Source organism: Lutimaribacter degradans, from assembly GCF_023703375.1.
Classification (GTDB): domain Bacteria; phylum Pseudomonadota; class Alphaproteobacteria; order Rhodobacterales; family Rhodobacteraceae; genus Lutimaribacter; species Lutimaribacter degradans.
Map to the genome: position 1 here is coordinate 1 of NZ_JAMQGO010000008.1, position 25,430 is coordinate 25,430.

The window sequence follows — 25,430 nt, forward strand, 5'->3', positions numbered from 1 at the left end:
GGCCGATCGAGCGGCCGATGCCGCGAGGCATCATTCCCGCCCCCCCCGGGGGCCCCCCCCCCCCCCCCCCCCGGTCGGGGGGCGTTGCCCCCCGTCGCGCAAAGCGCGACTCCCCCCAGGGTATTTTCGGCAAGAGGAAAAACGGGCCGGGAGTGACGTGGGTTTCGGTCAACGGTTGAACACGATCACGTTGCGGCGCGCGGCGCCGGAAAGCGTGTCGGCGATGGCCTCGTTGATCTGGTCGAGCGTCCAGCGGCCCGAAATCAGCTCGTCGAGCTTGATCCGGCCCTGTTTGTACAGGTCCACGATCCAGGGAATGTCGCGCTTGATCACCATGTCGCCCATTTTCGAGCCGACGATATCCTGCCCGATATCGGCCATGATCAGGGGCGAATAGGTGGCATTGTCGCCGAAATGCGGCATGCCGACCATGACGACCTGGCCGCCATTGGCCAGGTAGCGCGGCGCCTTGTCATAGACGGCGGCAACCCCCACCGTTACCAGCACCTTGTCCGCGCCGCGGCCCAGCAGTTTCTTGACCTCGGCCCAGGGTTTGCCCTCGGCAAGCACACCGTCGGTGGCACCGAAATCGCGCGCGGTGGCGAGTTTTTCCTCGCTCATGTCGACGGCGATCACGCGGCGGGCACCGGCAAGGCGCGCGCCCTGGATCGCGTTGAGCCCGACGCCGCCGGCGCCGATCACCACCACGTCCTGGCCTGGGCGTACATCGGCGGCCAGCACCGCCGCGCCCAACCCGGTGATCACGCCACAGGAAATGAGGCTTGCGGCATCTTTCGGCACGTCGCCGGGGATAACGGCCACCTGGCTTTGGTCGACGACGATCTTCTCGGCGAAGGCGGCGATGGCCAGCCCGTGATCCATCGGCCCGCCATCCGTGGTGCTGAGCGGGCCCTTGCTGCGGTCATAGGGCGTTTCGCAGATCGTCGGCTTTCCAGACCCACAGCTTGGGCACTGCCCGCAGGCGCGGATCAGCGTGGCGCAGACACTGTCGCCAACATCGATCCCCTGCACCCCGGCGCCCACGGCGCTGACGATACCCGCGGCCTCGTGCCCGTAGACGGCCGGCAGCGCGCCGCCAAAACCACCCTGCCAGAACGAGATGTCCGAATGGCAGATCGCCACCGCATCCAGCGTCACTTCGACTTCGCCCATCCCGGGGTCGCGCAGGTTGACGTCTTCGACGACCAGCGGCGCGTTGAATTCGTGGCATACGGCGGCTTTGATTTTTGGCATGGTCTGACCCTTGTTGCTTGGGGTGATTTGCGCAGAGCCTGCATTGGCTTGGGCCGGCTGGCAAGGCGAAATGCGCCGCCGCGCACGGCTGGTGTCAGGCCTGGGCCGTGGCGACGCGCCGTCGGAACAACGCCAGGCTTATCGCCATCAGAAACGCCGACAGAAGGAACGGTGCGCCAGGCAGGTAGACGGGCGCAACCGGGGCGGTGAAGGCGGCAAAGGTCTGGGTCATGACCACCGGTGCCAGGATCATCGCCACGGAGGTGACGCTGGCCAATACGCCCTGCAACTCGCCCTGTGCGTTGTCCGGGGTCAGGCGCGACATGATCCCTTGCAGCGCGGGCATTCCTATGGCGCCCAGGGCGGTGACCGGGATCAGGAACATCACGGCGGTGCCGCTGGTGATGAAGCCCAGGATGACCAGGCTGATCACCTCGGTCCCGAGGCCGAAGATTACCGTCATCCGTTCACCCATAAGGCGGATAACGGGGCGCACCAATACGCCCTGAACAACGGCGATGGAGGTGCCGTAGACCGCAAGGCTCAGACCTATCAACCCGGGCGACCAGGCAAAACGCTCGGTCGTGAAATAGGCCCAGATCGCGGGGTAGACCATTGTGGCCACCTGAAAGAAGAAAAACACCCACAACAACGCGGTCAGGTCTGGCAGCCGCGCCAGTGCGCGGAACGCACCGAACGGGTTTGCTCGGTGAAGGACAAAGGAGCGGCGGGTCGTGTCGGTTACCGTTTCGCGCAGCACCATGGCACCCAGGCACATGTTGGCAAACGACAGCGCCGCGGCCGCGTAGAACGGCGCGCGCGTGCCATACTCGGCCAAGAGCCCGCCCAACATCGGACCAAAGACGAACCCCACTCCGAAGCCCGCCCCGATCAGCCCGAAATTGCGCGCCTTTTCCGCAGGCTGCGAGATGTCGGCCATGTACGCCGTGGCAGTGGCGTTCGTCGCCGCGGTGATGCCGCCGAAGATGCGCCCGGCCAGAAGCAGCCAGATCGAGCCCGCCAACGCCATCACGATGTAATCCAGCGCCATGGCGAATAGCGAAAGCAGCATCACCGGCCTCCGCCCGAACGCGTCCGAAAGGTTACCCACCAGTGGCGCGAAAAGAAACTGCATCACCGCGAAGCTGGCCGAGAGGATACCGCCCCAGACGGCGGCACTTGCGATGCCGCGGCCTGCGACCTCTACGATCAGGTCGGGCATAACGGGCAGGATCAACCCGATGCCCATGGCGTTCAGGATAACGGTGACAAGGATGAAAAGTACGGGCAATGGCATGGGCAGCCTTGGTCACGGGTTGCGCGACGATAGGCCGGGGCACGGCAAAGGAAAAGCAGGGATATGGCTGGATCGTCGCGGCCGCGCATTCGGCGCCGTAGGGGGGGCGCAGGGCGCTTTGCCCGGGGCGGGCAAGCCCGGTGCCGCCCCCGTCAATTTGCCACCATCAGGCGAAGCGCGTCGTAGATCGCGGCGTGAGTGTTGCGGGCGCTGACGGCATCGCCGATGCGGAACAGGCGAAACCTGCCCCTTGGGTTGGTGTCGACGGCTTGCGGCCGGCGCGCGATGAAGGCGTCGTGATCCAGCGCGCCCAGGTTTTTCGACAGCGGTTTGAGGTCGAAATAGAGATCATCCAACGGCACGGTGCCGTGGTTCACCACCACCTGGTCGAAATGGTGGACCTGCGTGTGATCGCTGTAGTCGGTGCCGATGGTGGCGGCCAGGCGATTGCCGTCGCGTGCGACCGATTTCAGGCGATAGGTCACGGTGAAGCGCGCCGCCTTGTCTTGCAACGCGCGCATGTAGGGCACCAGGTTCATGCCCATCACCTCGGGGGCGAAACTGCGATCAGGGGTCATGATTTCCACCTGTGCGCCATGCGCCGCGATGGCCTGGGCGGCCATCAGTGCCGGGTGGTCGCCCGCATCGTCGAATATCAGCACGTCCTGCCCCGGCTTTACCGCGCCTGAAAGTATGTCCCAAGTGCTCACAACCAGGTCGTTGCCCGAAGACAGGATATCTGTGTCGGGTATCCCGCCCGTGGCGACGATCACCATGTCGGGCGAAAGCGCGGTCACATCTGCCGCTTCGGCCCATGTGTTGAACCTGAATTCCACATCCCGCGCGGCGCATTGGGCCATGCGCCAGTCGATGATGCCGATCATCTCGGCGCGGCGCTTGTCTTGTGCGGCAAGGCGGACCTGGCCGCCGGGCTGGTCGGCGGCCTCGAACACGGTGACATGATGCCCGCGTTCGGCGGCGACGCGCGCGGCCTCCAGCCCGGCCGGGCCGGCGCCGATGATGACGGCGCGACTGGGCGTATCACTGGCCGGAATGACATGAGGCAATTCCAGCTCGCCGCCCTGGTAGATGCGATCCAGGCAATAGGTGGCGCCGACGCAGGGGCGTATGTCATCCTCGCGTCCTGCTGCGATCTTGGCCACGATATACGGGTCGGCCATGTGGGCGCGCGTCATGCCAACCATGTCAAGCCGGCCGGTGGCGACGGCGTGGCGGGCCGTGGCCACGTCGGGGATGCGCGCGGCGTGAAAGGTGGGCAAGCCCACCTCGGCCCGGATATGACCGGCAAAATCCAGGTGTGGGGCATGGGCCATTCCCTGGACCGGGATCACATCGGTCAGGTCGGCATCGGTTTCGAGCCGGCCCTTGATGACGTTCAGGAAATCGACCTGGCCGGTATCGCGCAGGCGCTTGCCGATCTCGATTCCGTCCTCGGTTGAAATACCGTTCGCGGCCAGGTCGTCGGCGGTATAGCGCAGCCCGACGATGAAATCCGGCCCGACCCGATCGCGGATGGCGCCCAGAACGTCGAGCGAGAATTTCATTCGTGCGTCCAGGTCGCCATTGTAAGGGCCATCCAGATGGTTTTGCCGGGGCGACCAGAAGGCATCCATCAGGTGGCCATATGCTTCGAGCTCGATGCCGTCGAGTCCTGCCGCCTGCATCCGTTCGGCGGCGTCGGCATAGTCGGAGATGATGCGGGCGATATCCCACTCTTCCATCACCTTCGGGAATGCCCTGTGCGCCGGTTCGCGCCGCCCCGATGGGGCGAGCGCGGGCAGCCAGTCGCCCTTGTTCCAGCCGGTGCGCCAGCCCAGGTGCGTCAGTTGGATCATCACGGCACAGCCGTGATCGTGGCATTCGTCGGCCAGCTTGCGCAGCCAGGGCACGACCTCGTCACGATAGGCCAAGACGTTGTTGAAGGCGGGCGGGCTGTCACGACTGACAATTGCCGAACCCGCGGTCATCGTCATGGCCACCCCGCCACGGGCGCGTTCGACATGGTAGGCGCGGTAACGGTCCTTGGGCAGGCCGTCTTCGGGGTAGGCGGGTTCATGTGCAGTGGTCATGATCCGGTTTTTCAGCGTCAGGTGCTTGAGCTGGTAGGGCTGAAGCAGCGGATCCCTGGACATGTGCGCTGGCCTTTCCTGGCGGGTGACGCAGCAGGATTTCCGCGTGATGCGCAGGCTGTCAAGAGCGGTCGGTGCCAACCGCACCGCCGCGCCTGATCCGAAGGTGCGGCCGCGCCACGCGCGGCGTATCAGCCGGGGTCAGGCAGGTTGGCCACCTGTTGGGCAAAGCGACGCGCGGTATCGGGGGCCTGCCCCATCTGGAAGGACGGGTCGAACACGTCGTCAAGCGGCAGATCGGGAAAGGCGGCTCGTGCAAGCCCGGCCAGGTCACGCTTTTCTGCAAGAGCCTCCTTGCACAGGGCCTTGACCCTGGCCTGCGCCTCGGGGCGGGGCATGGTTTCCGACAGGCGGAATGATAGCGCCTCGGCGTGGATCAGGCCCTGGCCCCCATCCAGCGTGGCGCGCATGGCCGCGGGATCGGGGGTGAGCGTTTCGGCCAGCCGCTGGGCGTGGGAAAGCGTGGCGGCGGTGCCCAGGCAAAGCTGCGGCAATGTCAGCCATTCAGAGAACCACGCCGCGCCATCGCGCTGTTCGCGGTGCAGTCCGGCGCCCTGCATGACCCCGTTCAGCGCCACGATCTGCCGTGCCAATGCCACCATGGCCGATGGCCCGACCGGGTTCTGTTTCTGCGGCATGGTCGAGGAGCCACCCGCGCCGTCAAGCGTGACCTCGGCAATGCCCGACTGGGTGAGCAGCAACAGGTCTTCGCCCATCTTGCCGCAGGCGGTCGCAACCCGCGTGGCCCAGGCGCAGATCGCCTGCAGGCTGCTGCGGTCGGCGTGCCAACCCTGCCCGGAATCGGCAAGGCCCAGCGATTTGGCCATCGCCGCGCGGGTCGCATCGGCCTGTGGCCCCAGCGCTGCCGACGTGCCTGCCGCGCCCGAAAGCGAAACCACCAGCCGCGCGCGCAGCGCGGGCAATTCATCCAGCAGCGTCAAAAGCGGCTGGCCCCAACCTGCCGCAACCGCGCCAAAACTGGTGGGCGTGGCGTGCTGGCCATAGGTGCGCGCCGCCATCGGGGTTTCGGCATGCGGAGTGGCCAGCCGGGCCAGTGCGACAAGCGTGGTGCGCATGTCGCGTTCAAGCAGCGACAGGAACTGGCGTAGCCGCAGCATCAACCCTGTATCCATGATGTCCTGGCTGGTGGCGCCCCAATGCAGGTATTGCGCGTAGTCGGGCGCTTCCATCGCGCGGCGGAAAGCCGCGACCAGCCCGGGCACGGTGACGCCGTTCTGCCCCGTTGCCGCCGCAAGGCCCGCCGGGTCGATCTGCACCTCCATGGCGGCGCGGTGGATGAAAGCGGCCGCCGTTTCGGGGATCACCCCCAACGCGCCCTGGGCCTGCGCCAAGGCGCCTTCGACCAGCAGCATGGCGCGGATCTCTGCGCTGTCGGTAAACAGCTTGCCGACGTCACCGGCCGGGAACAACAGGTGGTAGAGCGGGCTGTCGTAAACGGAACCGGCCATGGCTTATCCTTTTGCGAATTCGTGCAGATGGGTGGCAAGCGCGCGGGGCTGCGCGAAAAAGGGCGAATGGGAACAAGCCATCGTCACGACATGATCGGTCGGCCAGTCTTCCGTCATGGTACCCTGGTACTCGGGCGGAATGGTGCGGTCATCGGCGCAACGGATGTAATACCGCGGGATTTCCGCGCTTCGCGCGGTCACATCAACCGGCACGGATGTCGGTTGCGTTGCTTGTATGCACAGCCGCTCGGCGGCGTAATCGACGGTGCCGGGCGGGCAGTCGTGGTAGAACAGGTCGTGCAGGTCGTCGCGCGGCACGGTCCATCCCTTGCGGTCGCCTGTCATGCGGATATGTGGCAGTAGCGGTTGGTACGGCGCCTGCATACGCATTTGCGACAGGCTGAGGCCTGGGGCAGGCACGTAGGCACAGACATAGATCAACGCCTGCACCAGGTCGGGCGCACGCTCGGCGGCCAGGGTGATGGGATAGCCGCCCATCGAATGGCCCACCAGCACCGTCGGGCCATCGAGCGCGGCGGTAATCGCATCGGCATAGGCATCCAGCGTGACATCGGTGTAGGGCGTTGCGTCCTGCCCGTGGCCGGGCAGGTCGATGGCGCGGGCGGTGTGGCCAAGCGCCTGAAGTTCGGGGATCACGTCGCGCCAGCACCAGGCCCCGTGGGCTGCGCCATGGATCAAAAGAAAATTGCTCATGCCCCGTCTTTTGGCATGGTTTCGGGTGCGGGGGAACCGTCGATCAGGTCTGCGGCAGACAGGATGTACGCCTTGCCGAACCCGCCGTTCAGCAACCCGTCGGTGACGGTGAAACGCACCAGCCGAAAATCGGCAAAGTCGATATAGAGTTTCGACTTCGGCCGCCGGGCCAGGTAATGCGAGCGCAAGCCCGCATGATCGGCATCGTCGCGCGCAATCAGCGTGGCGCGGGCGTGGATCGTCAGGCGCGGATAGGTCAGAGGATCGCCCTTTTCGCCCGGATCGCCCAGCAGCAAGGCGCAGTCGGGCGTGGCCAGCAACGCCGCGCTATGCGGCGCAAGTGACGAAATCAGCGACAGCGGTGCGCCGTCGGGGGCAGTGGTCATGGCGATGCGGCTGACCGAGGGCAGGGGGCTGCCTGGCCGGATCACCGCCAACGCGGCATGGGTAGCCCCGCCCAGCAGGTCATGGGCGATTTGCCGGGCGTTGTCGTCGGCGGGTTGGAAAGGGTCTTGGGTGGGCATGGCGGGCCTGTCCGGTATTGCGTCGGTGCTGGGTTGCGCCATTGGCGTGCCTGCGCCGTTTGTGGCCCGGCGCGTAAAGTTTGGCAAGGGGCGGCGCGGGGCCGCCCCGTCGCGTCAGATATCCAGAAACACGGTTTCACCTTCGCCTTGCAAGCGAATGTCAAAGCGGTATTCGCCCTCGCCCGTCTTGCCGGCGATCAGGCTGGGCAGGCGGTTTTTCTGTTCGATCCGGGCCAGCAGGGGGTCGGTGCTGTTATCCTCGTCTTCGAAATACACCCGCGTGTGCAGCCCGATATTGATGCCGCGCGCGGCGATCCACAGGCTGATATGGGGCGCTTGCAGGCCGCCGCCGCGCATGGGCACGGGGCCGGGTTTCACGGTGCGCAGGGTGAACTCGCCACTGTCCTTGTCGGCGGCAAAACGGCAAAAGCCCGTCACGTTGGGGTCTGCGCCCTGCTGGCCGGGAAACTTGCCCGCGGCGTCGGCCTGCCAGCTTTCCAGCAGCGCATCACGCAACGCCCAGCCGGTGCCGTCGATCACCTGGCCCGTGATGGTGACCAGCGGCCCCTTGGCCCCATCCGTGATGGGCGACAGGCCGAGGTCTTGCGGATAGACCCCCTCGATTCCGGCGAACGTGGGGATGCAGCCGATATGCACATAGGGACCGCCTGTTTGCGACGGAGTTTCGATCAGCGTGTCGAGCGGTTGGGTCATGTCACATCCCCTCCAGCTTGTTTTCGAACATGGTTTGCCGCCGCCCGCGCAGCACGATGTCGAACTTGTAGGCCAGGAAATCGAGCGGGCGCGCCATGCTCATGTCCAGGGGGGCCACCAGCCGGTCCAACTGGCCGCGATCCTTGATCGTCGCGGCGATGGGGCAGCGGTCGATCAGCGGGTCGCCCTGGAAATACATCTGCGTGATCAGGCGCTGACCGAAGCTGTGGCCAAAGACCGAGATATGAATATGCATCGGTCGCCAGTCATTGGCGCGATTGGGCCAGGGGTAGGCGCCGGGCCGAATGGTCAGGAACTGGTATCGCCCCTGGTCGTCGGTGAGGGTGCGCCCGCAACCGCCGAAATTCGGGTCGAGCGGCGCGAAATAACTGTCCTTGATGTGGCGATAGCGCCCGCCCGCGTTGGCCTGCCAGATTTCAACCAGCGTGTTGGGCACCGGGCGCGCGAAATCGTCCAGCACCCGGCCATGCATCAAGATACGTTCGCCCACCGCGGGTTTTTCGGGGTCGCGGCTGTAATTGAGGATCAGGTTGTTATCGAGCGGCCCCAGCATGGAATGGCCGAAACGCGGGCCTGTTTCCTCGCTTGGTGTCGATTCCATCGACAAAAGCGGCCAGTTCGGGCTGCGCGTCACGGATGTCTTGTAATCCGGGTCATAGGGAACCGGGTGCATGTCGCGCCGGCGCGGCACCAAGGGGCCAAGGTCGCTCATGTGTCATCCTCCATCTCGGCATAGGTCTGCTTGGCCAGTTTCAGCGCGTGGTTTGCGCGCGGCACACCGGCATAGATCGCGACGTGCTGGAACACTTCTTGCACGTCCTGCTTGCTGGCGCCGGTGCGGGCGGTGGCGCGGATATGCATCGGGATCTCGTCGAAATTTCCCATCGCTGCCAAAAGCGCCAGCGTCAGCATGGACCGTTCGCGCGGGCTGATGGCGTCACTGGCCCAGACCGTGCCCCAGGCGCCTTCGGTGATCAGCGTCTGAAAGGGGGCGTCAAACTCGGTTTTCGCGGCCTCGGCGCGGTCAACATGCGCGTCGCCCAAGACGCGGCGGCGCACCTCCATTCCCTTGTCATGGCGATCAGACATGGCCGGTATCTGCGATGAAGCCGTTCAGGATGCGGGCATATTCCTCGGGTTTTTCCACGCAGGGCAGGTGCCCCGCGCCGCGGATCAGTTCGAATTTGGAACCCGGGACCAGATCGACGGTTTCGCGCACCAGGTCGGGCGGGGTCGATCCGTCTTCGGAGCCGGCAATTCCAAGCGCGGGCAGGCGCAAGCCGCTTGTGGGCGTGTAGAAATCGGTGCCCGATATCGCGGCCGAACATCCCGCGTAGCCCTCAGCCGGCTGGCGCACCAGCATGTTGCGCCAGGCGTGAAACTCGTCCGTTTTGCGGAATGCGGCAGAAAACCACCGCTCCATGACCGCGTCGGCCAGCGCCTCGATCCCGCCGGCGTGAACCGCGGCGATACGCTCATCCCACATTTGCGGCGTGCCGATCTTGGCGCCGGTGTTCGACAATACCACGGCGCGCACCTGGTCCATCCGCTTGACCGCCAGCCCTTGCGCGATCATGCCGCCGATGGACAGCCCGACCAGCAGGCAATCGCGCACCTCCAGGTGGTCGAGCAGGCGCTCCAGGTCGTTTACCAGCGTGCCCATCTTGTAGGGGCCGGGCGTGGCCTGCGTCAGCCCATGCCCGCGCTTGTCATATCGTATGATGCGCAAACCTGAAGGCAGCATGGGCACGATCTTGTCCCAAAGCCGCAGATCGGTGCCCAGTGAATTTGCGAAAACGATGGGCGTGCCGTTCGGGTCGCCCTCATCGGTATAGTGAATTTTCAGATCGTTCAGATCGGCAACACGCATCAGTAGGGCATCCCCGTATAAGCCTCGGCCAGCGCCATCTGCGCCGCCTCGTTGTCTCGCAGAAAGGCCAGTTCGGCCCGCTGCATCTTAAGGTCAAAGGCGCTTTGATCGGGGAAACGATGCAATTGCGTCGTCATCCACCAACTGAACCTCTGGGTTTTCCAGATCCGCGCCAATGCCTTCTCGGAATAGCGCTCCAGCGCCTCGTTGTCGCCCCCGTTGTAATGCCGGTCGAAGGCGGTGAACAGGTAATGGATGTCGCTTGCCGCAGTGTTCAGCCCCTTTGCCCCGGTGGGCGGCACGATATGCGCCGCATCACCAGCCAGAAACAGCCGGCCCCAGCGCATCGGCTCGCAGACGAAACTGCGCAGTGGGGCGATGGATTTTTCGATAGAGGGGCCGGTAACCAGCTTGTCCGCTGCTTCTTCGGGGATGCGGCGGCGCAGTTCGTCCCAGAACGCGTCATCGGTCCAGTCATCGGGGCTGTCTGACAAGTCGCACTGGATGTAATAGCGGCTGAGATTGTCGTTGCGCATCGAGCACAGCGCGAAACCGCGTTCGGAGTTGGCATAAATCAACTCGTCATCCACGGGCGGCGTTTCCGACAGGATGCCCAGCCATCCAAAAGGGTAGGTGCGTTCATATTCACGGCGCTGATCGGTTGGGATAGCCTGGCGCGACGGCCCGTGAAACCCGTCGCATCCGGCCACGAAATCGCAGTCGATCCGGTGCACGGTGCCATCGCGCAGGAAAGTGACAAAGGGTGCATCGGTATCCAGGCCCTGAGGGTTCACCGCCTGGCAGTCATGCAGCACCATGCCACCCGCCTTGTCGCGCGCATCATACAGGTCGCGCGTCACCTCGGTCTGGCCGTAGACGGTTACGGTCTTGGCGATCAGTGATTTGAAATCAATCCGGAACATCTGCCCATCAAAGGCGATCTGCGTGCCGTCATGGACAAAGCCCTCTTTCTCCATCCGGTCTCCGACACCGGCCTGCTTCATCAGGTCAACCATGCCGGTTTCAAGCACGCCAGCCCTGATCCGCGACAAAACGTAGTCGCGTGAGCGCCGTTCCAGGACCACGCTGTCGATACCCTTGGTGTGAAGAAGTTGCGACAGCAAAAGCCCCGAAGGCCCACCGCCAATGATGGCTACCTGTGTTCGCATCCGTCCCTCCCGTTTCCGCTGCCGCAAGGATTCCGGAAATAGTTTACCTTGTCAATCAATTTCGACCCATCGCACCCCTTCGTTCTGACAGTCAAATCGCCTTTGGGAAAACCAACAGTGTATGGCGCATACGCCTTTGGATTGGCGGCGCTTCAATGTAGTCTGCTTTCATGTGTGGACGTTTCGCCCTGACCATGCCCCCCGACGCGATGGCGCAGCTTTTCGATGCGACTTTGGCCAATGACCTGCCCGATGTGCCCGATTACAACATCTGCCCCACAAACCAGGTTCTTGGCGTTGTATCGGGCGCGCAGGGGCGCCGGATCGGGGCGATGCGCTGGGGGTTCTTGCCGCATTGGTACAAGTCACCCACCGACGGACCATTATTGATCAATGCGCGCGCCGAAACTATCGCCGACAAGCCGGCCTTTCGCAGCGCCGTGCGCAAGCGGCGCTGCCTGATCGCTGCTGACGGGTTTTACGAATGGGAAAAGGATTCAGAGGGCAGCCGGCTGCCCTGGTTTGTCACGCGCAGTGACGGCGCGCCGATGATATTTGCCGGCGTCTGGCAGATGTGGGGGCCTGAAGAGGCGCGTCTTCCGACCTGTGCCATCGTCACGACCGAGGCCGGGCCCGACATTGCGACGATCCATCACCGCCAGCCGGTGATCCTCGATCCGGGCGACTGGCCGCTGTGGTTGGGCGAGGCGGGCAAGGGGGCGGCGAAATGCCTTCGGGCCACCCCTTCAGGCGGCCTGAAGGCCTGGCGCGTCGATCCGCGCGTCAATTCCAACCGGGCCAGCGGGCCGGACCTGATCCGCCCGCTGGATGCGGCGTGATCAATCCTCGTCCAGCGGCGCGGGGGCAAAGCTGAAGACACCGCGCATGGTCTTGCCGGTTTCGTCGGTGTCGGCCTCGTCCTCGGCGGGAATACCACTCTCGCCGATGTTGTCGCCTTCGCCCGCCGTCGTGATGGATTTGCCGTAATACTGGTTCGGCATCGCGTCGACGATCGTCAGGGTATATTCTTCGCCGCTATTCAGCGTCGGCGTGACAAAGTGATACTGGTCGCCAAAGACCAGGCGCGGCACATCGTCGGTATTGTAGATCACGACGGTATCGCCCGGCTGCACATATGTGGTTTCGGGAAAGAAGGCCCCGGCAACGATCGCGACTTCATGCTCGGCGGCATGCACGCCACCGGTCATCAATCCCAATGCAAGCGCCGCGGCAGCAGTTATGCGGAACATGACGTGTCTCCTGTCAACAAGCGCCCCACCCGTCGCAGAATCATAAGGTTAATTCTTACGTGACGAATGCGGCAGGAATTGGGCGGCCATGACGGTTTTCGCCTGCGGGCTCTGTCAGATCCGCATCCGCGGCACGTCATGCGGGTCAAGCCGCAACTCGATCAGCAGTGGGCGGTCGCGCTTGTCGATCTCGGGCAGGGCGGCCTCAAGCTCGTCATCCGAGGTCACGAGGATGCCTTTCCCGCCAAGCGCCGTGGCCACCTCGGCAAAGGATGGCCAATCGAATTGCGACAGGCCCGGGTCCATGCTGCGATCGAGGAACTGGATATGTTCGGCGCCATAGGCACTGTCGTTGCACACGATCACGATCAGGTCCTGTTTCAGGCGCACGGCCGTGTTGAACTCGTTGATTCCGCCCATCATGAAACCGCCATCGCCGGTAAACAGCACCACCGGCCGGTCGGGGGCGGCTATTCCCGCACCGATGGCCACCTGCAAGCCCAGCCCGATCGAGCCGAAATTGGTCGTGGCGATAAAGCTGCGCGCGTCGGGCGCCGAGATGCGGCACCAGACTTCGGTCATGAAGCGCCCGCCATCGGTGGTCAGCAGCCGGTTTTCCGGCAGGGCGGTTTCCAGCCGCTCCAGCGCCTGCACGAAATTGATGCAGCCCGAGGCCGTTTTGCCCTCGCGGCCGACCGGGTGGGTTGTCAGCTCGTTCATGTCGAGCTCCTTGGAAAAGCCCGTTGGTGCAATCTCGGCCTCGTCCAACCACCAGAGTATATTGTCGGCAGTCAGCCCCGCATCGGCAATAAGCGCCGCATCGGGGTGATAATTGCGCGCTGCGGCGGCCAGGTCATCGTTGATCTGCACAACGCGCTTGCCCTTCATCAGCTTGCCTTGATCGGTAGTGAAATGGTGCAAGCTGGCACCAAAGGCCACCACGCAATCGGCCTTGGCGATCACATCGTAGGCGGCGGGCGTGCTGAGTGTGCCGAAAATGCCCATGTTGGCGGGGTGGCCGTTGAAAAGGCTCTTGGCCTTCAGCGTGGTGGCAAGCGGTGCCTCCATTCGTTCGGCCAGGGCGATGATCTGTTCGCGTGCGTCGAGCGCGCCAACACCTGCCAGGATGATCGGCCGTTTGGCCGAGGCGATCATGCCCACGGCCTCATCCAGGTCGTCGCCCTCGGGCACATAGGAGGGGGCACCGAAGACCGGGAAAGCATGTTTCACATGCGCCACCTCGGCCCACATGAAATCGGCGGGCATGTTCAACACGATGGGCCGCCGTTCCACCCGTGCGCGGTGGAACGCATGTGCCACGTCGTAACTGGCGGTTTCGGGCGAGCGCATCTGTTCAAAGCCCGCGCCCGTGGTCTTGACCACCTCGCGCTGATCGATGTTCTGCAGGTTCTGGGGGGCCATCACCGACGTGTCACCCGCCAGCAGCACCATCGGGATATTGCCGCGCGCCCCTTCGGTCAGGGCCGTGACGCAATTGGTCAGCGCCGGCCCGTGGGTCACCGTGGCCACGCCTACCTTTTGCGCGATGCGGGCATAGGCCTGCGCCATCAGCACGGCGCTGCCCTCGTAGGCCACGGGCACGAAATTTCCGCTGCAGCCGCGCACGTAATGGTCGACCATGAAAAGGTTGGCATCGCCCATCAACCCGAACATGGTGTCCAACCCCTGGTCGGTTACCGCCCGGGCAATGGATTGATAGGTGTAATTCTTGCTGTCGGCCATGGTGATTGTCTGCCTTGTGGTCGTGTCTGATTGCCGGGTGCCCGGGCGGGTAAGGGGTGTTGTGTATGAACCGCTTGACCGCCATTCTGACCTGCTCTAAGCAACAGTGGCCCCGCGGGTATAGCTTAATGGTAAAGCCCCTGCCTTCCAAGCAGGTTATGTCGGTTCGATTCCGTCTACCCGCTCCATCCTTTCTTGAATGGCCATTGCGACACCCTGCCGCTTTTCAAGCGTGGTTTCGCCTCCAGGTTTGTCTTGCGAACGGACACAATGGAGGACGCAATGTTCAGGGGACTGACCCGCTCAATCATCATAGTAAGCGTGTTCATGCTGGGGCTTCCGGCAGCCATGATGCTGGCCATGGATGGTGGCGATTGGCTGGAGCGATTCCGGCTGATGTCACCGATTTTCTGATGTGACAGGCCCGGGCCGGTTATCCGGTCCGGGCTGCTTGACCTTGTGCATATTGGGCGTAGGGTGCGCGGCGGGAGAAATCCCGCCGATGCGGCGGGATAGGCGCGCTATCCGGTTACCCGGCTGCAACCGCGCCCTATGGGGAGGAGAAAGCCCATGCAATTCAAGGCACTGACAGCGGCGCTGGCGCTGGGTGTGATGCCCGCCGCAACCATCGCCGAAACCTACAACGTGACCGTGGCCGCGGGCCATCCGCCGGTGTTTCGTTGGGTGCGGATGATTTCCGAGCAATTCATCCCCACCGTGCAGGCCGAACTGGAAGGCACGGGCCACAGCATGAATTTTTCCGAGCAATTCGGTGGCTCCATTGCCGGCGTCGGTGAAGAGCTTGAAGCCGTCGAGGCAGGGCTTGCCGAAATCGGCACTTGCCAGTCGCTGTTCGACCCCGCGAAACTGGCGGTTCAGAACGTCAGTTATTACACGCCTTTCGTGTCGGCCGATGTGCGCCAGGTGGCCACGACCGTCGACGCCCTGCACGATGACAACGCCGACATGCTGCGCGCCTATGCCGACAACGGCGTGGTCTATATCGGGGCGCCCATCGGCATCGACGATTACCTGCTGATGACCAATTTCCCCGTCGACAGCCTGGATGATCTGGACGGCCGCAAGATCGCGGCACCGGGTGCGGCGATCAACTGGTTGTCGGGCACGGGTGCCGTCGGCGTGGCGGGCAACCTGACCACCTATTACAACGAGATCAAGACAGGCGTGTATGATGGCGTTCTGGTGTTTGCCAGCGCCGCGCTGCCTGGCAAGCTTTACGAGGTTGCGCCCTACATCACCAAGTTCGGGCTGGGTGCGCAATATGCCGGATCGCTTTGCGCGAACGAAGCATGGTATGACAGCCTGCCCGACGCGGTGAAGGCCGCGATGGACAAGGGCGCGGATGCCGCGATGGCGTGGTATCACGACGACCTGGAAAGCTTTGTCGACATCGCGCTGACCCAGATGGACGAGGCGGGCGCCACCATCACCGAGGCGACCCCCGAAATGCGCCAGACCTGGGCTGCGAACATGGACAACGCGGCGAAAACCTGGGCCGAACAGCTTGACGCGCAGGGCCGGCCGGCCTCGAATATCTTGTCTGACTATATGGACGCGATGCGTGCCGCCGGCGCCACGCCGCTGCGGGACTGGGACAAGGAATAAGCCATGCGGCGCATCTTGCGCGCACTTGACGGAGCGACCCAGGCCGCGAACGTGGCCGGGTCGCTGCTGATTCTGGCGCTGATGGTCTTGGTTGGACTTGACGTGGCCGGGCGCAACCTGTTCGGCGCACCCGTTCCGGGCGTGCCGGAAATGGTGACGCTGTCCATCGTGGCAATCGTGTTCCTGCAGATTCCGCAAGCGCTGCGGGCAGGGCGGATGACCCGGTCCGACGCCTTTCCCGGCTGGTTGAACCGTCGGGCCCCGGTTTTGGGCAAATTGCTGGAAACCCTGTTCGACCTCGCGGCCATCGCGGTGGTCTGGGTTATCCTGCGCCAGACCTGGCCGCTGTTCACCCGCGCGTGGGAACGTGGCGAATTCATCGGCGCGCTGGGTGATTTCACCGCACCTGTCTGGCCCGTCAAGGCCACGATCCTGCTGGGCTGTACCCTGCTGTCCTTGCAATTCGCCGCCCGTATCTTGCGGCGCTGGGTCGGGGGAGCGCGCGCATGAGCCCCTTTGACATCGGCCTTATTGCGCTGGCGGCGATGTTCGGCACTGTCCTTTTGGGGCTTTATGTGCCGATTGCCCTGATGCTGTGTTCGTTTCTCGGGGTCTGGGCGATCAAGGGGTCGCCGCTGCTGGCGTCAAAACTGTTGGCGCTGGCGGCCAATGACGCGATTTCCAGCTATTTCTTCGGCGTGGTGCCATTATTCGTGTTGATGGGCTTTGTTGTGTCCGAGGCCGGGTTCGGACGAGATGCCTTTGACGTGGCCAATTCGATGTTCCGCAAGCTGAAGGGTGGGCTTGGCGTGGGTACGGTCGGGGCGAACGCGATTTTCGCGGCCATCACCGGCATATCGATTGCGTCGGCCGCCGTATTCACGAAGATTGCCGTGCCACAGATGATCCGGCACGGATACGCGCCCCGCTTTGCCGTGGGGGTCGTGGCGGGCTCCAGCGTGCTGGGCATGATGATTCCGCCCTCATTGCTGCTCATCCTTTACGGTATCCTGACCGAACAAAGCATCGGTGACCTGTTCATCGCCGGTATCGGGCCGGGCATCCTGCTTGCCGTGTTCTTTGCGGTGGGCATCGTGGCGATGGCCGTTTTCACCCCGCGTTTCGTGGGCCGCCCCGACGCGGTTGACGAGGGCGGGTTGCCGCCAGCCGAGATGGCGCGCAAGGGCCTGCCCATCGCCGGGCTGATCGTGCTGGTTCTGGGCGGCATCTATGCCGGTATCTTTACCCCGGTCGAGGCGGGGGCGATGGGGGCCATCGGTGCACTGGCGCTGGGGGTCGCCATGGGCCGGCTGAACTGGTCCAAGCTTTGGCGGGTGCTGGTCGATACGGGCATGGTCACAGCCACGATCTGTTTCCTGATCATCGCGGCACAAATGTATTCTCGCATGCTGGCCCTGTCGGGTGTTCCGGGCGGGCTGGGGGCCTGGGCTGCGGGGGCTGACCTCGGGTTCTGGGGCCTGATGCTGATTTACGTGCTCATCGTGATCGCATTGGGCATGATATTGGACAGCTCGTCGATCATGCTTATCCTCGTGCCGTTGATGCTTCCTGTTGTCACGCCCATGGGAATCGACCTGGTGTGGTTCGGCATCGTCACGGTTCTTGCCGTGGAAATCGGCCTGTTGACCCCGCCCTTCGGCATATCCGTTTATGTCATCAAGGCGACGTTGGAGGATGACAGCATCACGCTGGGCGACATCTTTCGCGGCGCCGCACCCTTTGCCTTGATGATGGTGGCGGTCTTGTTGATCGTCATCGCCATACCATCTGTCGCCACCGGCTTGGTGCCGGGGCGCTGACCGTTAAAGGAGACACGCCATGCCACGCCGTTTTGTCGATATATCCGTCCCGCTTGAGGCCGGGATCGCCAGCGACCCGCCGATCATGCTGCCCGAGATCGATTACCTCGATCACAAGATGACAGCGGGGCAGATCGCGGGCTTTTTTCCGGGGCTGAAAGAAAGCGACCTGCCCGGCGGCGATGGTTGGGCGGTCGAGATACTACGCATCAGCAGCCACAATGGCACGCATCTTGATGCGCCCTGGCACCACCATTCCACCATGAATAACGGCGAACGCGCGATCACCATCGACGAGGTGCCGTTGGAATGGTGTTTCGCACCGGGGGTGAAGCTGGATTTTCGTCACTTTCCGGATGGTCACCTGGTGAGCGCACAAGAGATCGAGGACGAGCTGAAGCGGATCGGCCACGAGTTGCAGCCGCTTGATATCGTCGTGGTCAATACCGGTGCGGGCGCCAGGTACGGGCAAGCGGACTACGTCGATTCCGGTTGCGGCATGGGGCGTGAGGCCACGCTTTACCTGCTGGAGCGCGGCGTGCGCATCACCGGCACCGACGCCTGGAGCTGGGACGCGCCGTTTTCGCACACGGCAAAGAAATGGGCGGAAACTCATGACCCGAGCATTATCTGGGAAGGTCACCGCGCGTCGATCGACATTGGATACTGCCACATGGAAAAACTGGCCAACCTGGACAGCCTGCCGCCGACCGGCTTTACCATCAGCTGCTTTCCGATGAAGCTGAAGGGTGGTTCGGCCGGGTTCACGCGGGCTGTCGCGATTTTCGAGGAGTGAGCACATGAAACTTGGCACCGTCGCCCATGAGGGCGTGGAAAAACCCGTCGCCGTCATCGACGCCGACACCCTGCTGGATCTGCGCGCTGCGGGGTTGGATATCCGTGACATGGTGCAACTGGTCGACATGGGGGATGCGGGGTTGGAGGCCGTGCGCGACGCGCTGGCCGACCCGCAATTCGGCGCGACCATCGGAATGGAGGATGTGCAGATGCGCTGCCCCATCCGGCCCGTGCAATACCGCGATTGCCTGGTTTTCGAAGAGCACCTGAAAAACTGTTTCGTCGCGATGGAAAAGGTGACAGGTCGCGCGCATGAAATCCCGTCTGTCTGGTACGATCAGCCGATCTACTACAAGGGCAACCGGATGAGTTTCATCGGCCATGGCCAGGACGTGCGCTGGCCGCGCTATGCCGAGTTCCTCGATCTCGAACTGGAACTGGCGATCATCGTCGGAAAGGGCGGTGCGGATATTTCCGCCGCCGATGCGCCGGGCCATATCTGGGGTTACACGATCCTCAACGACATGACCGCGCGCGATGCGCAGATGGTTGAGATGGCCGGCCAGCTTGGCCCGGCCAAGGGCAAGGATTTCGACACCGGCAACATCCTGGGCCCCTGGATCGTGACGGCCGACGAGTTTGAACATCCCGTCGCGCTGGACATGGAGGTGCGTGTGAACGGCGACCGGTGGGGCGGCGGCAATTCGCGCCAGATGCAGCACAGCTTCGCCGACATCATCGCGCATATCTCGGCCTCGGAAACGTTCTATCCGGGCGAGGTGATCGGCTCGGGCACGGTTGGCACGGGTTGCGGGCTGGAACTGGGCAAGCGGCTGGAGCCGGGGGACGAGTTCGAGCTGGAGATCGAGGGGATCGGCGTATTGAAAAACCGCATCGTCCGCTAAGGATGGGCGCGCCGCGCGCAAGCGCGGCGCATCGGGGTTTTGCCCCTTCGGCCTGCGGCCTTATTTCCCCGCATTTACCGGGCAAGGTGCAGCCAGGGCCCTGGTCAACTGCGCCAACGCAGCATCCGCTGCTCGACCCGGCCGATTGTCCAACTGACCACGACGCCCAGCACCGACAGGATCACCACGCCTGCGAACAGCCGTTCTAGATCGTAAAGCGAGCCGGCCTCGAGAATATAGGCGCCGATGCCGTATTCGGCGCCCAGCATTTCTGCGGCCACCAGCAGGATGATCCCGATGGACAGCGAGATGCGCATCCCCGAAAGGATGCCGGGCATGGCGCCGGGCAGCACGATCTTTCGCACGGTCGAGGCCCAGGGCAGGCCAAAGCTCTGGCCCATGCGGATCAGCGTGCGATCGACATTATCCACCGCGCCAAACGTTGCCACCACCGTGGGAGTGAAGGTGCCAAGCGCAATGAGCGCGTATTTGGAGCCTTCGTCGATGCCGAACCAGATTACGAAGAGTGGCAACAGCGCGATTTTCGGGATCGGAAACAGGGCGGCCACCAGCGGCACCAGCCCGGCCCGCGCAAGGCTGAAAAGGCCGATCAGAACGCCCACGGCAATACCCGCCGTGACGCCCATGGCACTGCCCACGGCAAGACGTGACAGCGATGGCAGCACATGTTGCAGGAAAAGCCCCGATTGCCACAAGTCGATCAGCGTTTGCGCAACGTCCGAGGGGCGCGGCAGCGTCAGGTTGGAAATCCAGCCTGACCGCGTACCCCATTCGACCAGCGCGATGAGCGCGACAAAGACCACCAGGCCCACGCCGCGTTTCTGAACCGGGCGAAAGCCGCCGCCACGGAACGGGACGGGATGCGGATCAGCCATGGGCAAGCTCGGCATCGGCGGCGCGCGCTTCTTCGCGCATCAATTGCCACAGGTGGTCCTGGTGGCGGGCAAGAACGGGGTCGGTGCTGTCGCGTGCATCAAGGGGAGTGTCGATCTCGATCACTTCGCGGATACGTCCCGGGCGGCGTGACAGCACCACGATCCGGTGGCCCAGGCGCGTGGCCTCGGACAGGTTGTGGGTCACGTACACCGAGGTAAAGGGCGTGCGAGTCCAGAGTTGCACAAGATCATCCATCAAGAGTTCGCGAGTTTGCGCATCGAGCGCCGAAAGCGGTTCGTCCATCAGCATGACCGCCGGGTTGACGGCCAGCGCCCGCGCGATGGCCACCCGTTGCTTCATTCCGCCAGACAGTTGGCGGGGCAGGGCATCGGCGAAATCGGTCAGGTTGGTGCGTGCCAGCACGTCCGCGATGCGCTCGGCCCGGTCCTGGCGCGACAGGGCGTGGTCTTCCAACACGAGCGACACGTTCCCCGAAACCGAGCGCCAGGGCAGCAGGGCAAAATCCTGGAAGACGAAGGTCAGCGGATTGAGGCAATCGGACGCGGGGGCCCCCAGTTGCAGGACCTGGCCCGCGCTGGGGCGTTCCAGCCCGCCGATCATGCGCAGCAGGGTGGATTTGCCACAGCCCGACGGGCCGACGATGCAGACGATCCGGCCCGAGGGTATGGTCAGCGAAATATCGGACAACACCTCGACCGCGTCATAGCGGTGGGTGAGGCCATCAATTGTCAGGTCCATGCGGGCTCCTTGTGCGGCGCGGGCGGGTGGCCCGCGCCGCAGGGCATTACATCGTCGCGACGTAGGACGGATCGACAAGCATGTCCATGGTGATACTGTCCTTGATCAGGCCTTCGGATTTGAACCAGTCCATCTGATCCTGCACCGAGGTCATGTTCAGCGCCGCGCCCTTGTTGATGCGCATGGCACCGTTCACGATCGAGGGCTTGGCCTTCTCGTACTCGCGGTCGGTGTAGACGTATTTGTGGATCAGCTTGACCATGTCTTCGGCGGCCTCGTCGCCCGCGGTTCGATCGACCAGCGCGGCGTTGAAATCATCGGCACCCTTGGCGAAGGCGGCCAGGAAGGCCTCGGTCTTGGCGCGTTCATTCGCGGCGTTCTGCGCAGAGGTGAAGACAGTCGTGACCTGGTAATCGGGGATGTAATCGGCCACGTTTCCGATGACATGCACCGCGCCCGAACCCGCCAGCGGCTTGGCGATATGCGGCACGATCGACCACGCGTCGACCTGGCCTGATTTCATCGCGCCGATGATGGCGCCGACCTTTTGCAGCGGGGTAAAGGACATTTCGATGCCCTCCGCCTGCGCGATCTTGGAGCCCATGTAGTGGAAGGATGAGCCCGCCTGCGTGATGGCGAATTTCTTGCCGGCCATCTGTGCCGGGCTTGTAAGGCCGGCCTGGAAGGCTGCGTCGGAGGCCAGAATTTTCTGGCCGTCGATGCCCGGTTCTTCGGACAGGGCACCGCCGATGACCTTGGTCGCGCCCTTTTCAGCCAGGTTGATCAAGCCACCCGACACCGCGGTGACCGCGTAATCGGCGTCGCCGCTGGCGATGGCGACGGCCATCGGCTGCGCGGCCTGGAAGAACTTGAATTCCACGTCAAGCCCGGCCTCCGCGAAATAGCCCCGCTCATAGGCGACGAAACTGGCGGCGTGGCTGGTAAAGCGCAGTGCGCCGACGGTGATCTTGTTGCTGGCCAGCGCAGGCGTGCCCAGCATCGGCAAAGTGGCGGCGCCGGCCATCAGGCCCAGCGTGTTGCGGCGTGTGAAATTGGTCATCTGATCCTCCCCGGGAATGGTTGCGGCAAGAAGGTTCACCTTTTGGGCTGGGAAATCAACCCAATACGGTCGGGCCGGGCAAAAGCGGTGTCAGCAACAGTCTGCCATGTCCTGCATTGCAGGGACGAACGGGCTGACGGCTGGGCGCGCAAATAGGCGTCTGCCTGCCAGACGGGGTGCGGCGCAATTCGTACGTATGCGTTGTGCCTAAGCGCCCTGGGTATACGGGCTTTGGCCAGTGGCGTTGGGGCCGCGACAGCCCGGCGCTTGCCCGCAGGGCGCGGAACGCTTAAACCGCTATCGCGCGACACAGGAAGGACATACCCGATGGCACAGGCGGCGCCCAGCGGCGAGGAAGATCGTCAGAAATCGAAAAAGGTTGGCGCGCTGGCGCGGTTGTGGCCCTTCATGATGCCTTATCGCGGGCTGATGGGCGCGGCCGTGCTGGCGTTGGTGCTGACGGCCTGCGTGTCGTTGGTGTTGCCGATGGCAGTACGCCGCGTCGTTGATAATTTCGGTGCTGCCGATGGTGCGCTGCTTGATCGGTATTTTGCCGCCGCGCTTGGCCTTGCCGGTCTTTTGGCCATCGGCACCGGGCTGCGCTACGCGCTGGTCACGCGGTTGGGCGAGCGGGTCGTGGCCGATATACGCATGGCCGTGTTCGACCGCGTGCTGGGCATGAGCCCCGCCTTTTACGAACGCATCATGACGGGCGAGGTGCTGAGCCGGATTACCACCGATACCACGTTGATCCTTTCTGTCATCGGCTCGTCGGTGTCGATCGCCCTGCGCAACATTCTGATCTTTGTCGGTGGGTTGTCGCTGATGCTGCTGACATCGCCCAAGTTGACGGGGCTGGTGCTGTTGTTGGTGCCTATCGTCGTGGTGCCGATCCTGACGCTGGGCCGCAAGCTGCGCAAGCTGAGCCGCGAGAACCAGGACTGGATCGCCGCCAGCTCGGGGAGCGCGTCGGAATCGCTGCAAAGCGTGCAAACGGTCCAGGCATTCACGCATGAGCGTGCCACACGCGCGGATTTCGCCACCGTGACGGAAAAAAGCTTTGACGCGGCGCGGCGGCGAATCACCACGCGCGCGATCATGACGGTGATCGTGATTTTCCTTGTGTTCTCGGGGATCGTGGGCGTGCTGTGGATCGGCGCCAATGACGTGCGTGCCGGTGACATGAGCGCGGGTGCGCTGGTTCAGTTCGTGATCTACTCGGTAATGGTGGCCGGTGGCGTCGGGGCGCTTTCGGAAATCTGGGGCGAATTGCAACGCGCCGCGGGCGCGACCGAGCGACTGGTCGAGTTGCTGGAAACCGAGGATGCCGTGCAAGACCCCGCGCAGCCGCGGCCCGCGCCGGCCAACGTGCGTGGTGAAATCGCCTTCGAGCGCGTGTCTTTCCAGTATCCTGCGCGGCCCGATATTCCGGCGCTGGATGGGGTCGAGCTTGTGATCCATCCCGGCGAAACGGTTGCTGTGGTCGGCCCGTCGGGGGCCGGCAAGACCACGGTGGTTCAGCTGATCCAGCGTTTTTACGACCCGCAGGCGGGGCGCATCACGCTGGACGGTGTCGCCCTGACCGAAATGGCTCGCGACGATTTTCGCCGTCACCTGGCGCTGGTGCCGCAAGATCCGGTGATCTTTGCCACGACCGCGCGTGAAAACATCCGCTTTGGCCGCCCCGAGGCCACCGATGCCGAGGTTGAGGCCGCCGCCCGCGCCGCCGCCGCGCATGAGTTCATCACCGCGCTGCCCGAGGGGTATGACAGCCAGGTGGGCGAGCGTGGCGTGATGCTGTCGGGCGGGCAAAAACAACGCATCGCCATTGCGCGGGCCATCCTTCGGGATGCGCCGGTTCTGTTGTTGGACGAGGCGACAAGCGCGCTCGACGCCGAAAGCGAACGCGCGGTCCAGCAAGCGGTCGATGTGTTGTCGGAAGGGCGCACCACGATCATCGTGGCGCACCGGCTGGCCACGGTGAAAAAGGCCGACCGTATCATCGTGATGGAAGCCGGCCGCGTGGTGGCCCAGGGCACCCATGACGAACTGGTAGCGCAGGGCGGCCTTTACGCGCGGCTGGCGCGGTTGCAATTCACCGACGGGCAGGCGGCCTGATCAACCCCGGCGGCCTCGCGCAATGACGCGCCGCGCCTAAAGGCTGCCGATGGCGCGGGCCAGTACCTGCATGCCGGTGACAAGATCCGCCTCGGCGGTGTCCTCGGCGAAATCGTGGCTGATCCCGTCGATCGAGGGCACGAACATCATTGCCGACGGCATCAGCCTGGCCACGTTCGCCGCATCATGCAGCGCGCCCGATTGCATCCGCCGCCAGCGCCCGGGGCATGTGGTCTCGGCTGCATCGGTCAGCGCCTGTTGCAGGGGTGCGGCCATGTCCACTGGCTCCAACCCCAGCATGGTGCCGAAATCCACCTGCATTCCACGGGCCTCGGCAACCTCGGTGGCGGTGTCGCGGATGATGGTTTCCATCCGGCGCAGGCGATCCCCGTCGCCATCGCGCCATTGCATCGAGAATGTGCAGCGCCCCGGCACGATGGAATGGGCGTTGGGGTGCACGTCGATATGGCCGTTGGTCCAGACGGTCTGCGGCGACACCACGTTCTGGAACCGCTCGTTGATCGCGGTGATGAACGCCGTCATGGCCTGCACCGCGTCTTGCCGGCGATGCATGGGCGTGGTGCCCGCGTGGTTCTGCGCGCCCGTAAAGGTGATGCGCATGTCGCGGATGCCGACGATATCGGTGACAACCCCAACGGCCTCGCCCGCCTCGTAAAGCCACGGCCCCTGCTCGATGTGACATTCGACAAACCCGGTAAAGCGGGCCGGGTCGACAAAGCCTTGCGCCCGGTTGGCCATGGCGCTGCGGGCCTCGGCGAATGTCGTGCCGTCGCGGTCGGTCAGTTGGTCGGCTTGATCCAGCGGCAGCTCACCGGCCCAGATAGTCGATCCTGTGGTGACGCCGAAACGCCCCTCTTCATCCTGGAAGTTCGCCACGGAAATGGCGGGCCCGCCAGCCTCGGCTGCGGCGCGGGCCAGTTCCAGGCCGCAGATCACGCCAAGCGCTCCGTCCAGCCAGCCACCCTCGGGCTGGCTGTCGGAATGTGAACCGACCAGCAGCGATGGTCCCTCGGCCAGGCCGAAAAGGTTGCCCACCGGGTCGAAATGCGGGGTCAGGCCGGCCTCTTGCATGCGGCTTGCCAGCCAATCGCGCGCGGAGATATCGGCATCGGAATAGGCCGGGCGCACCACGCCTTTGCCCACGCCCGAGGCGCCGAATTCGCGCAGGGCGTGGAGGTCGGCTAGAAAGCGGTTTGGGTCGATCTGCATCTGGCGCTCCTCTGTCGTGTCAGGGCAACCCAACACCACGCC

At 64.1% G+C, this 25,430-nt stretch carries 25 protein-coding genes and 1 tRNA gene; 9 read left to right on the forward strand and 17 right to left on the reverse strand.

Translation table 11 applies throughout. The annotated features are described in order from the left end of the window. Positions 1-168: 168 nt before the first annotated feature. From M8744_RS12145 to pobA, 11 genes are all read right to left on the reverse strand, one after another. Entirely contained in the window at positions 169-1,254 is a 1,086-nt protein-coding gene (locus tag M8744_RS12145; RefSeq protein WP_251417140.1) for a zinc-binding dehydrogenase, read from the reverse strand. A 94-nt stretch (positions 1,255-1,348) separates the two neighbouring features. Then, entirely contained in the window at positions 1,349-2,551 is a 1,203-nt protein-coding gene (locus tag M8744_RS12150; RefSeq protein WP_251417146.1) for a TCR/Tet family MFS transporter, read from the reverse strand. Between the two features lie 152 nt (positions 2,552-2,703). Further along, on the reverse strand, positions 2,704-4,704 hold the full coding sequence (locus tag M8744_RS12155; protein WP_251417151.1) for an oxidoreductase: 2,001 nt from the start codon (positions 4,702-4,704) through the stop codon (positions 2,704-2,706). 128 nt (positions 4,705-4,832) lie between these two features. Beyond that, a complete protein-coding gene (locus tag M8744_RS12160; protein ID WP_251417157.1) occupies positions 4,833-6,170 on the reverse strand; it encodes a class-II fumarase/aspartase family protein in 1,338 nt (445 codons plus the stop codon). A gap of 3 nt (positions 6,171-6,173) precedes the next feature. Beyond that, a complete protein-coding gene (locus M8744_RS12165; protein ID WP_251417163.1) occupies positions 6,174-6,884 on the reverse strand; it encodes an alpha/beta fold hydrolase in 711 nt (236 codons plus the stop codon). Next, entirely contained in the window at positions 6,881-7,450 is a 570-nt protein-coding gene (locus M8744_RS12170) for a HugZ family pyridoxamine 5'-phosphate oxidase (RefSeq protein WP_434481367.1), read from the reverse strand. The genes M8744_RS12165 and M8744_RS12170 overlap by 4 nt, the downstream gene beginning before the upstream one ends. A 72-nt stretch (positions 7,451-7,522) precedes the next feature. Beyond that, complete coding sequence (gene pcaG / locus M8744_RS12175; protein WP_251417176.1) at positions 7,523-8,122, reverse strand: protocatechuate 3,4-dioxygenase subunit alpha; 600 nt, start codon at positions 8,120-8,122, stop codon at positions 7,523-7,525. Between the two features lies 1 nt (position 8,123). Then, the gene (gene pcaH / locus M8744_RS12180; RefSeq protein ID WP_251417191.1) at positions 8,124-8,855 is read right to left on the reverse strand and encodes a protocatechuate 3,4-dioxygenase subunit beta; all 732 of its coding nucleotides are present in this window, start codon (positions 8,853-8,855) and stop codon (positions 8,124-8,126) included. Next, positions 8,852-9,232: a 4-carboxymuconolactone decarboxylase gene (gene pcaC / locus M8744_RS12185; protein WP_251417212.1), complete on the reverse strand. Its 381-nt coding sequence runs from the start codon at positions 9,230-9,232 to the stop codon at positions 8,852-8,854. Before pcaC ends, pcaH begins: the two co-directional genes overlap by 4 nt. Continuing rightward, the gene (pcaD, locus tag M8744_RS12190) at positions 9,225-10,013 is read right to left on the reverse strand and encodes a 3-oxoadipate enol-lactonase (protein ID WP_251417231.1); all 789 of its coding nucleotides are present in this window, start codon (positions 10,011-10,013) and stop codon (positions 9,225-9,227) included. Before pcaD ends, pcaC begins: the two co-directional genes overlap by 8 nt. Beyond that, positions 10,013-11,182 (reverse strand): 4-hydroxybenzoate 3-monooxygenase, encoded by a 1,170-nt coding sequence (gene pobA / locus M8744_RS12195; protein ID WP_251417248.1) that lies wholly within the window; start codon positions 11,180-11,182, stop codon positions 10,013-10,015. The genes pcaD and pobA overlap by 1 nt, the downstream gene beginning before the upstream one ends. A gap of 170 nt (positions 11,183-11,352) precedes the next feature. Between pobA and M8744_RS12200 the strand changes: the two genes are divergently transcribed. Continuing rightward, the gene (locus M8744_RS12200; protein ID WP_251417254.1) at positions 11,353-12,021 is read left to right on the forward strand and encodes an SOS response-associated peptidase; all 669 of its coding nucleotides are present in this window, start codon (positions 11,353-11,355) and stop codon (positions 12,019-12,021) included. Here the strand turns inward: M8744_RS12200 and M8744_RS12205 are convergent, their stop codons facing one another. Together M8744_RS12205 and M8744_RS12210 are read right to left on the reverse strand one after the other, a co-directional pair. Continuing rightward, complete coding sequence (locus M8744_RS12205; protein WP_251417262.1) at positions 12,022-12,432, reverse strand: cupredoxin domain-containing protein; 411 nt, start codon at positions 12,430-12,432, stop codon at positions 12,022-12,024. Between the two features lie 114 nt (positions 12,433-12,546). After that, positions 12,547-14,175, reverse strand: a complete 1,629-nt coding sequence (locus tag M8744_RS12210; RefSeq protein ID WP_251417269.1) for a thiamine pyrophosphate-binding protein — start codon at positions 14,173-14,175, stop codon at positions 12,547-12,549. A 114-nt stretch (positions 14,176-14,289) separates the two neighbouring features. Here M8744_RS12210 and M8744_RS12215 point away from each other — a divergent pair. The 7 genes from M8744_RS12215 (at position 14,290) to M8744_RS12240 (ending at position 19,324) form a co-directional block, all read left to right on the forward strand. Next, positions 14,290-14,363: transfer RNA gene (locus M8744_RS12215), tRNA-Gly, on the forward strand. Between the two features lie 94 nt (positions 14,364-14,457). Then, complete coding sequence (locus tag M8744_RS17795) at positions 14,458-14,589, forward strand: hypothetical protein (RefSeq protein WP_285813436.1); 132 nt, start codon at positions 14,458-14,460, stop codon at positions 14,587-14,589. Positions 14,590-14,745: 156 nt separating this feature from the next. Next, positions 14,746-15,801, forward strand: a complete 1,056-nt coding sequence (locus M8744_RS12220) for a C4-dicarboxylate TRAP transporter substrate-binding protein (protein WP_251417274.1) — start codon at positions 14,746-14,748, stop codon at positions 15,799-15,801. A gap of 3 nt (positions 15,802-15,804) precedes the next feature. Continuing rightward, positions 15,805-16,311 carry a TRAP transporter small permease subunit gene (locus M8744_RS12225; RefSeq protein WP_251417280.1) on the forward strand — a complete coding sequence of 169 codons (507 nt, stop codon included), beginning with the start codon at positions 15,805-15,807 and terminating at the stop codon, positions 16,309-16,311. After that, positions 16,308-17,621, forward strand: a complete 1,314-nt coding sequence (locus tag M8744_RS12230) for a TRAP transporter large permease (protein WP_251417287.1) — start codon at positions 16,308-16,310, stop codon at positions 17,619-17,621. The genes M8744_RS12225 and M8744_RS12230 overlap by 4 nt, the downstream gene beginning before the upstream one ends. A 19-nt stretch (positions 17,622-17,640) precedes the next feature. Beyond that, positions 17,641-18,417: a cyclase family protein gene (locus M8744_RS12235; RefSeq protein ID WP_251417291.1), complete on the forward strand. Its 777-nt coding sequence runs from the start codon at positions 17,641-17,643 to the stop codon at positions 18,415-18,417. Positions 18,418-18,421: 4 nt separating this feature from the next. Then, positions 18,422-19,324 carry a fumarylacetoacetate hydrolase family protein gene (locus M8744_RS12240; protein WP_251417296.1) on the forward strand — a complete coding sequence of 301 codons (903 nt, stop codon included), beginning with the start codon at positions 18,422-18,424 and terminating at the stop codon, positions 19,322-19,324. A 104-nt stretch (positions 19,325-19,428) separates the two neighbouring features. Here M8744_RS12240 and M8744_RS12245 read toward each other — a convergent pair whose 3' ends face one another. The 3 genes from M8744_RS12245 to M8744_RS12255 are packed head-to-tail and all read right to left on the reverse strand — an operon-like array spanning position 19,429 to position 22,040. After that, a complete protein-coding gene (locus M8744_RS12245; protein ID WP_251417300.1) occupies positions 19,429-20,220 on the reverse strand; it encodes an ABC transporter permease in 792 nt (263 codons plus the stop codon). Further along, positions 20,213-20,980 carry an ABC transporter ATP-binding protein gene (locus tag M8744_RS12250; RefSeq protein WP_251417306.1) on the reverse strand — a complete coding sequence of 256 codons (768 nt, stop codon included), beginning with the start codon at positions 20,978-20,980 and terminating at the stop codon, positions 20,213-20,215. Before M8744_RS12250 ends, M8744_RS12245 begins: the two co-directional genes overlap by 8 nt. A 46-nt stretch (positions 20,981-21,026) precedes the next feature. After that, on the reverse strand, positions 21,027-22,040 hold the full coding sequence (locus M8744_RS12255; RefSeq protein WP_251417312.1) for an ABC transporter substrate-binding protein: 1,014 nt from the start codon (positions 22,038-22,040) through the stop codon (positions 21,027-21,029). 327 nt (positions 22,041-22,367) lie between these two features. Here M8744_RS12255 and M8744_RS12260 point away from each other — a divergent pair, with 327 nt between their 5' ends. Continuing rightward, positions 22,368-24,158, forward strand: a complete 1,791-nt coding sequence (locus M8744_RS12260) for an ABC transporter transmembrane domain-containing protein (protein ID WP_251417332.1) — start codon at positions 22,368-22,370, stop codon at positions 24,156-24,158. 36 nt (positions 24,159-24,194) lie between these two features. Here the strand turns inward: M8744_RS12260 and M8744_RS12265 are convergent, their stop codons facing one another. Further along, positions 24,195-25,388, reverse strand: coding sequence for a Zn-dependent hydrolase (locus M8744_RS12265; RefSeq protein ID WP_251417339.1), 1,194 nt, complete (start codon positions 25,386-25,388; stop codon positions 24,195-24,197). Between the last annotated feature and the right edge of the window lie 42 nt (positions 25,389-25,430).

Coding starts and splice junctions, on each gene's coding strand:
- pcaD (WP_251417231.1), bottom strand. CDS start 10,013: ATGCGTGTTGCCGATCTGAACGATCTGAAAATTCACTATACCGATGAG.
- M8744_RS12235 (WP_251417291.1), top strand. CDS start 17,641: ATGCCACGCCGTTTTGTCGATATATCCGTCCCGCTTGAGGCCGGGATC.
- M8744_RS12240 (WP_251417296.1), top strand. CDS start 18,422: ATGAAACTTGGCACCGTCGCCCATGAGGGCGTGGAAAAACCCGTCGCC.
- M8744_RS12265 (WP_251417339.1), bottom strand. CDS start 25,388: ATGCAGATCGACCCAAACCGCTTTCTAGCCGACCTCCACGCCCTGCGC.
- M8744_RS12245 (WP_251417300.1), bottom strand. CDS start 20,220: ATGGCTGATCCGCATCCCGTCCCGTTCCGTGGCGGCGGCTTTCGCCCG.
- M8744_RS12220 (WP_251417274.1), top strand. CDS start 14,746: ATGCAATTCAAGGCACTGACAGCGGCGCTGGCGCTGGGTGTGATGCCC.
- M8744_RS12165 (WP_251417163.1), bottom strand. CDS start 6,884: ATGAGCAATTTTCTTTTGATCCATGGCGCAGCCCACGGGGCCTGGTGC.
- M8744_RS12255 (WP_251417312.1), bottom strand. CDS start 22,040: ATGACCAATTTCACACGCCGCAACACGCTGGGCCTGATGGCCGGCGCC.
- pcaH (WP_251417191.1), bottom strand. CDS start 8,855: ATGAGCGACCTTGGCCCCTTGGTGCCGCGCCGGCGCGACATGCACCCG.
- pcaG (WP_251417176.1), bottom strand. CDS start 8,122: ATGACCCAACCGCTCGACACGCTGATCGAAACTCCGTCGCAAACAGGC.
- M8744_RS12225 (WP_251417280.1), top strand. CDS start 15,805: ATGCGGCGCATCTTGCGCGCACTTGACGGAGCGACCCAGGCCGCGAAC.
- M8744_RS12155 (WP_251417151.1), bottom strand. CDS start 4,704: ATGTCCAGGGATCCGCTGCTTCAGCCCTACCAGCTCAAGCACCTGACG.
- pobA (WP_251417248.1), bottom strand. CDS start 11,182: ATGCGAACACAGGTAGCCATCATTGGCGGTGGGCCTTCGGGGCTTTTG.
- M8744_RS12170 (WP_434481367.1), bottom strand. CDS start 7,450: ATGGCGCAACCCAGCACCGACGCAATACCGGACAGGCCCGCCATGCCC.
- M8744_RS12160 (WP_251417157.1), bottom strand. CDS start 6,170: ATGGCCGGTTCCGTTTACGACAGCCCGCTCTACCACCTGTTGTTCCCG.
- M8744_RS12210 (WP_251417269.1), bottom strand. CDS start 14,175: ATGGCCGACAGCAAGAATTACACCTATCAATCCATTGCCCGGGCGGTA.
- M8744_RS12260 (WP_251417332.1), top strand. CDS start 22,368: ATGGCACAGGCGGCGCCCAGCGGCGAGGAAGATCGTCAGAAATCGAAA.
- M8744_RS12145 (WP_251417140.1), bottom strand. CDS start 1,254: ATGCCAAAAATCAAAGCCGCCGTATGCCACGAATTCAACGCGCCGCTG.
- M8744_RS12250 (WP_251417306.1), bottom strand. CDS start 20,980: ATGGACCTGACAATTGATGGCCTCACCCACCGCTATGACGCGGTCGAG.
- M8744_RS12200 (WP_251417254.1), top strand. CDS start 11,353: ATGTGTGGACGTTTCGCCCTGACCATGCCCCCCGACGCGATGGCGCAG.
- M8744_RS17795 (WP_285813436.1), top strand. CDS start 14,458: ATGTTCAGGGGACTGACCCGCTCAATCATCATAGTAAGCGTGTTCATG.
- M8744_RS12150 (WP_251417146.1), bottom strand. CDS start 2,551: ATGCCATTGCCCGTACTTTTCATCCTTGTCACCGTTATCCTGAACGCC.
- pcaC (WP_251417212.1), bottom strand. CDS start 9,232: ATGTCTGATCGCCATGACAAGGGAATGGAGGTGCGCCGCCGCGTCTTG.
- M8744_RS12205 (WP_251417262.1), bottom strand. CDS start 12,432: ATGTTCCGCATAACTGCTGCCGCGGCGCTTGCATTGGGATTGATGACC.
- M8744_RS12230 (WP_251417287.1), top strand. CDS start 16,308: ATGAGCCCCTTTGACATCGGCCTTATTGCGCTGGCGGCGATGTTCGGC.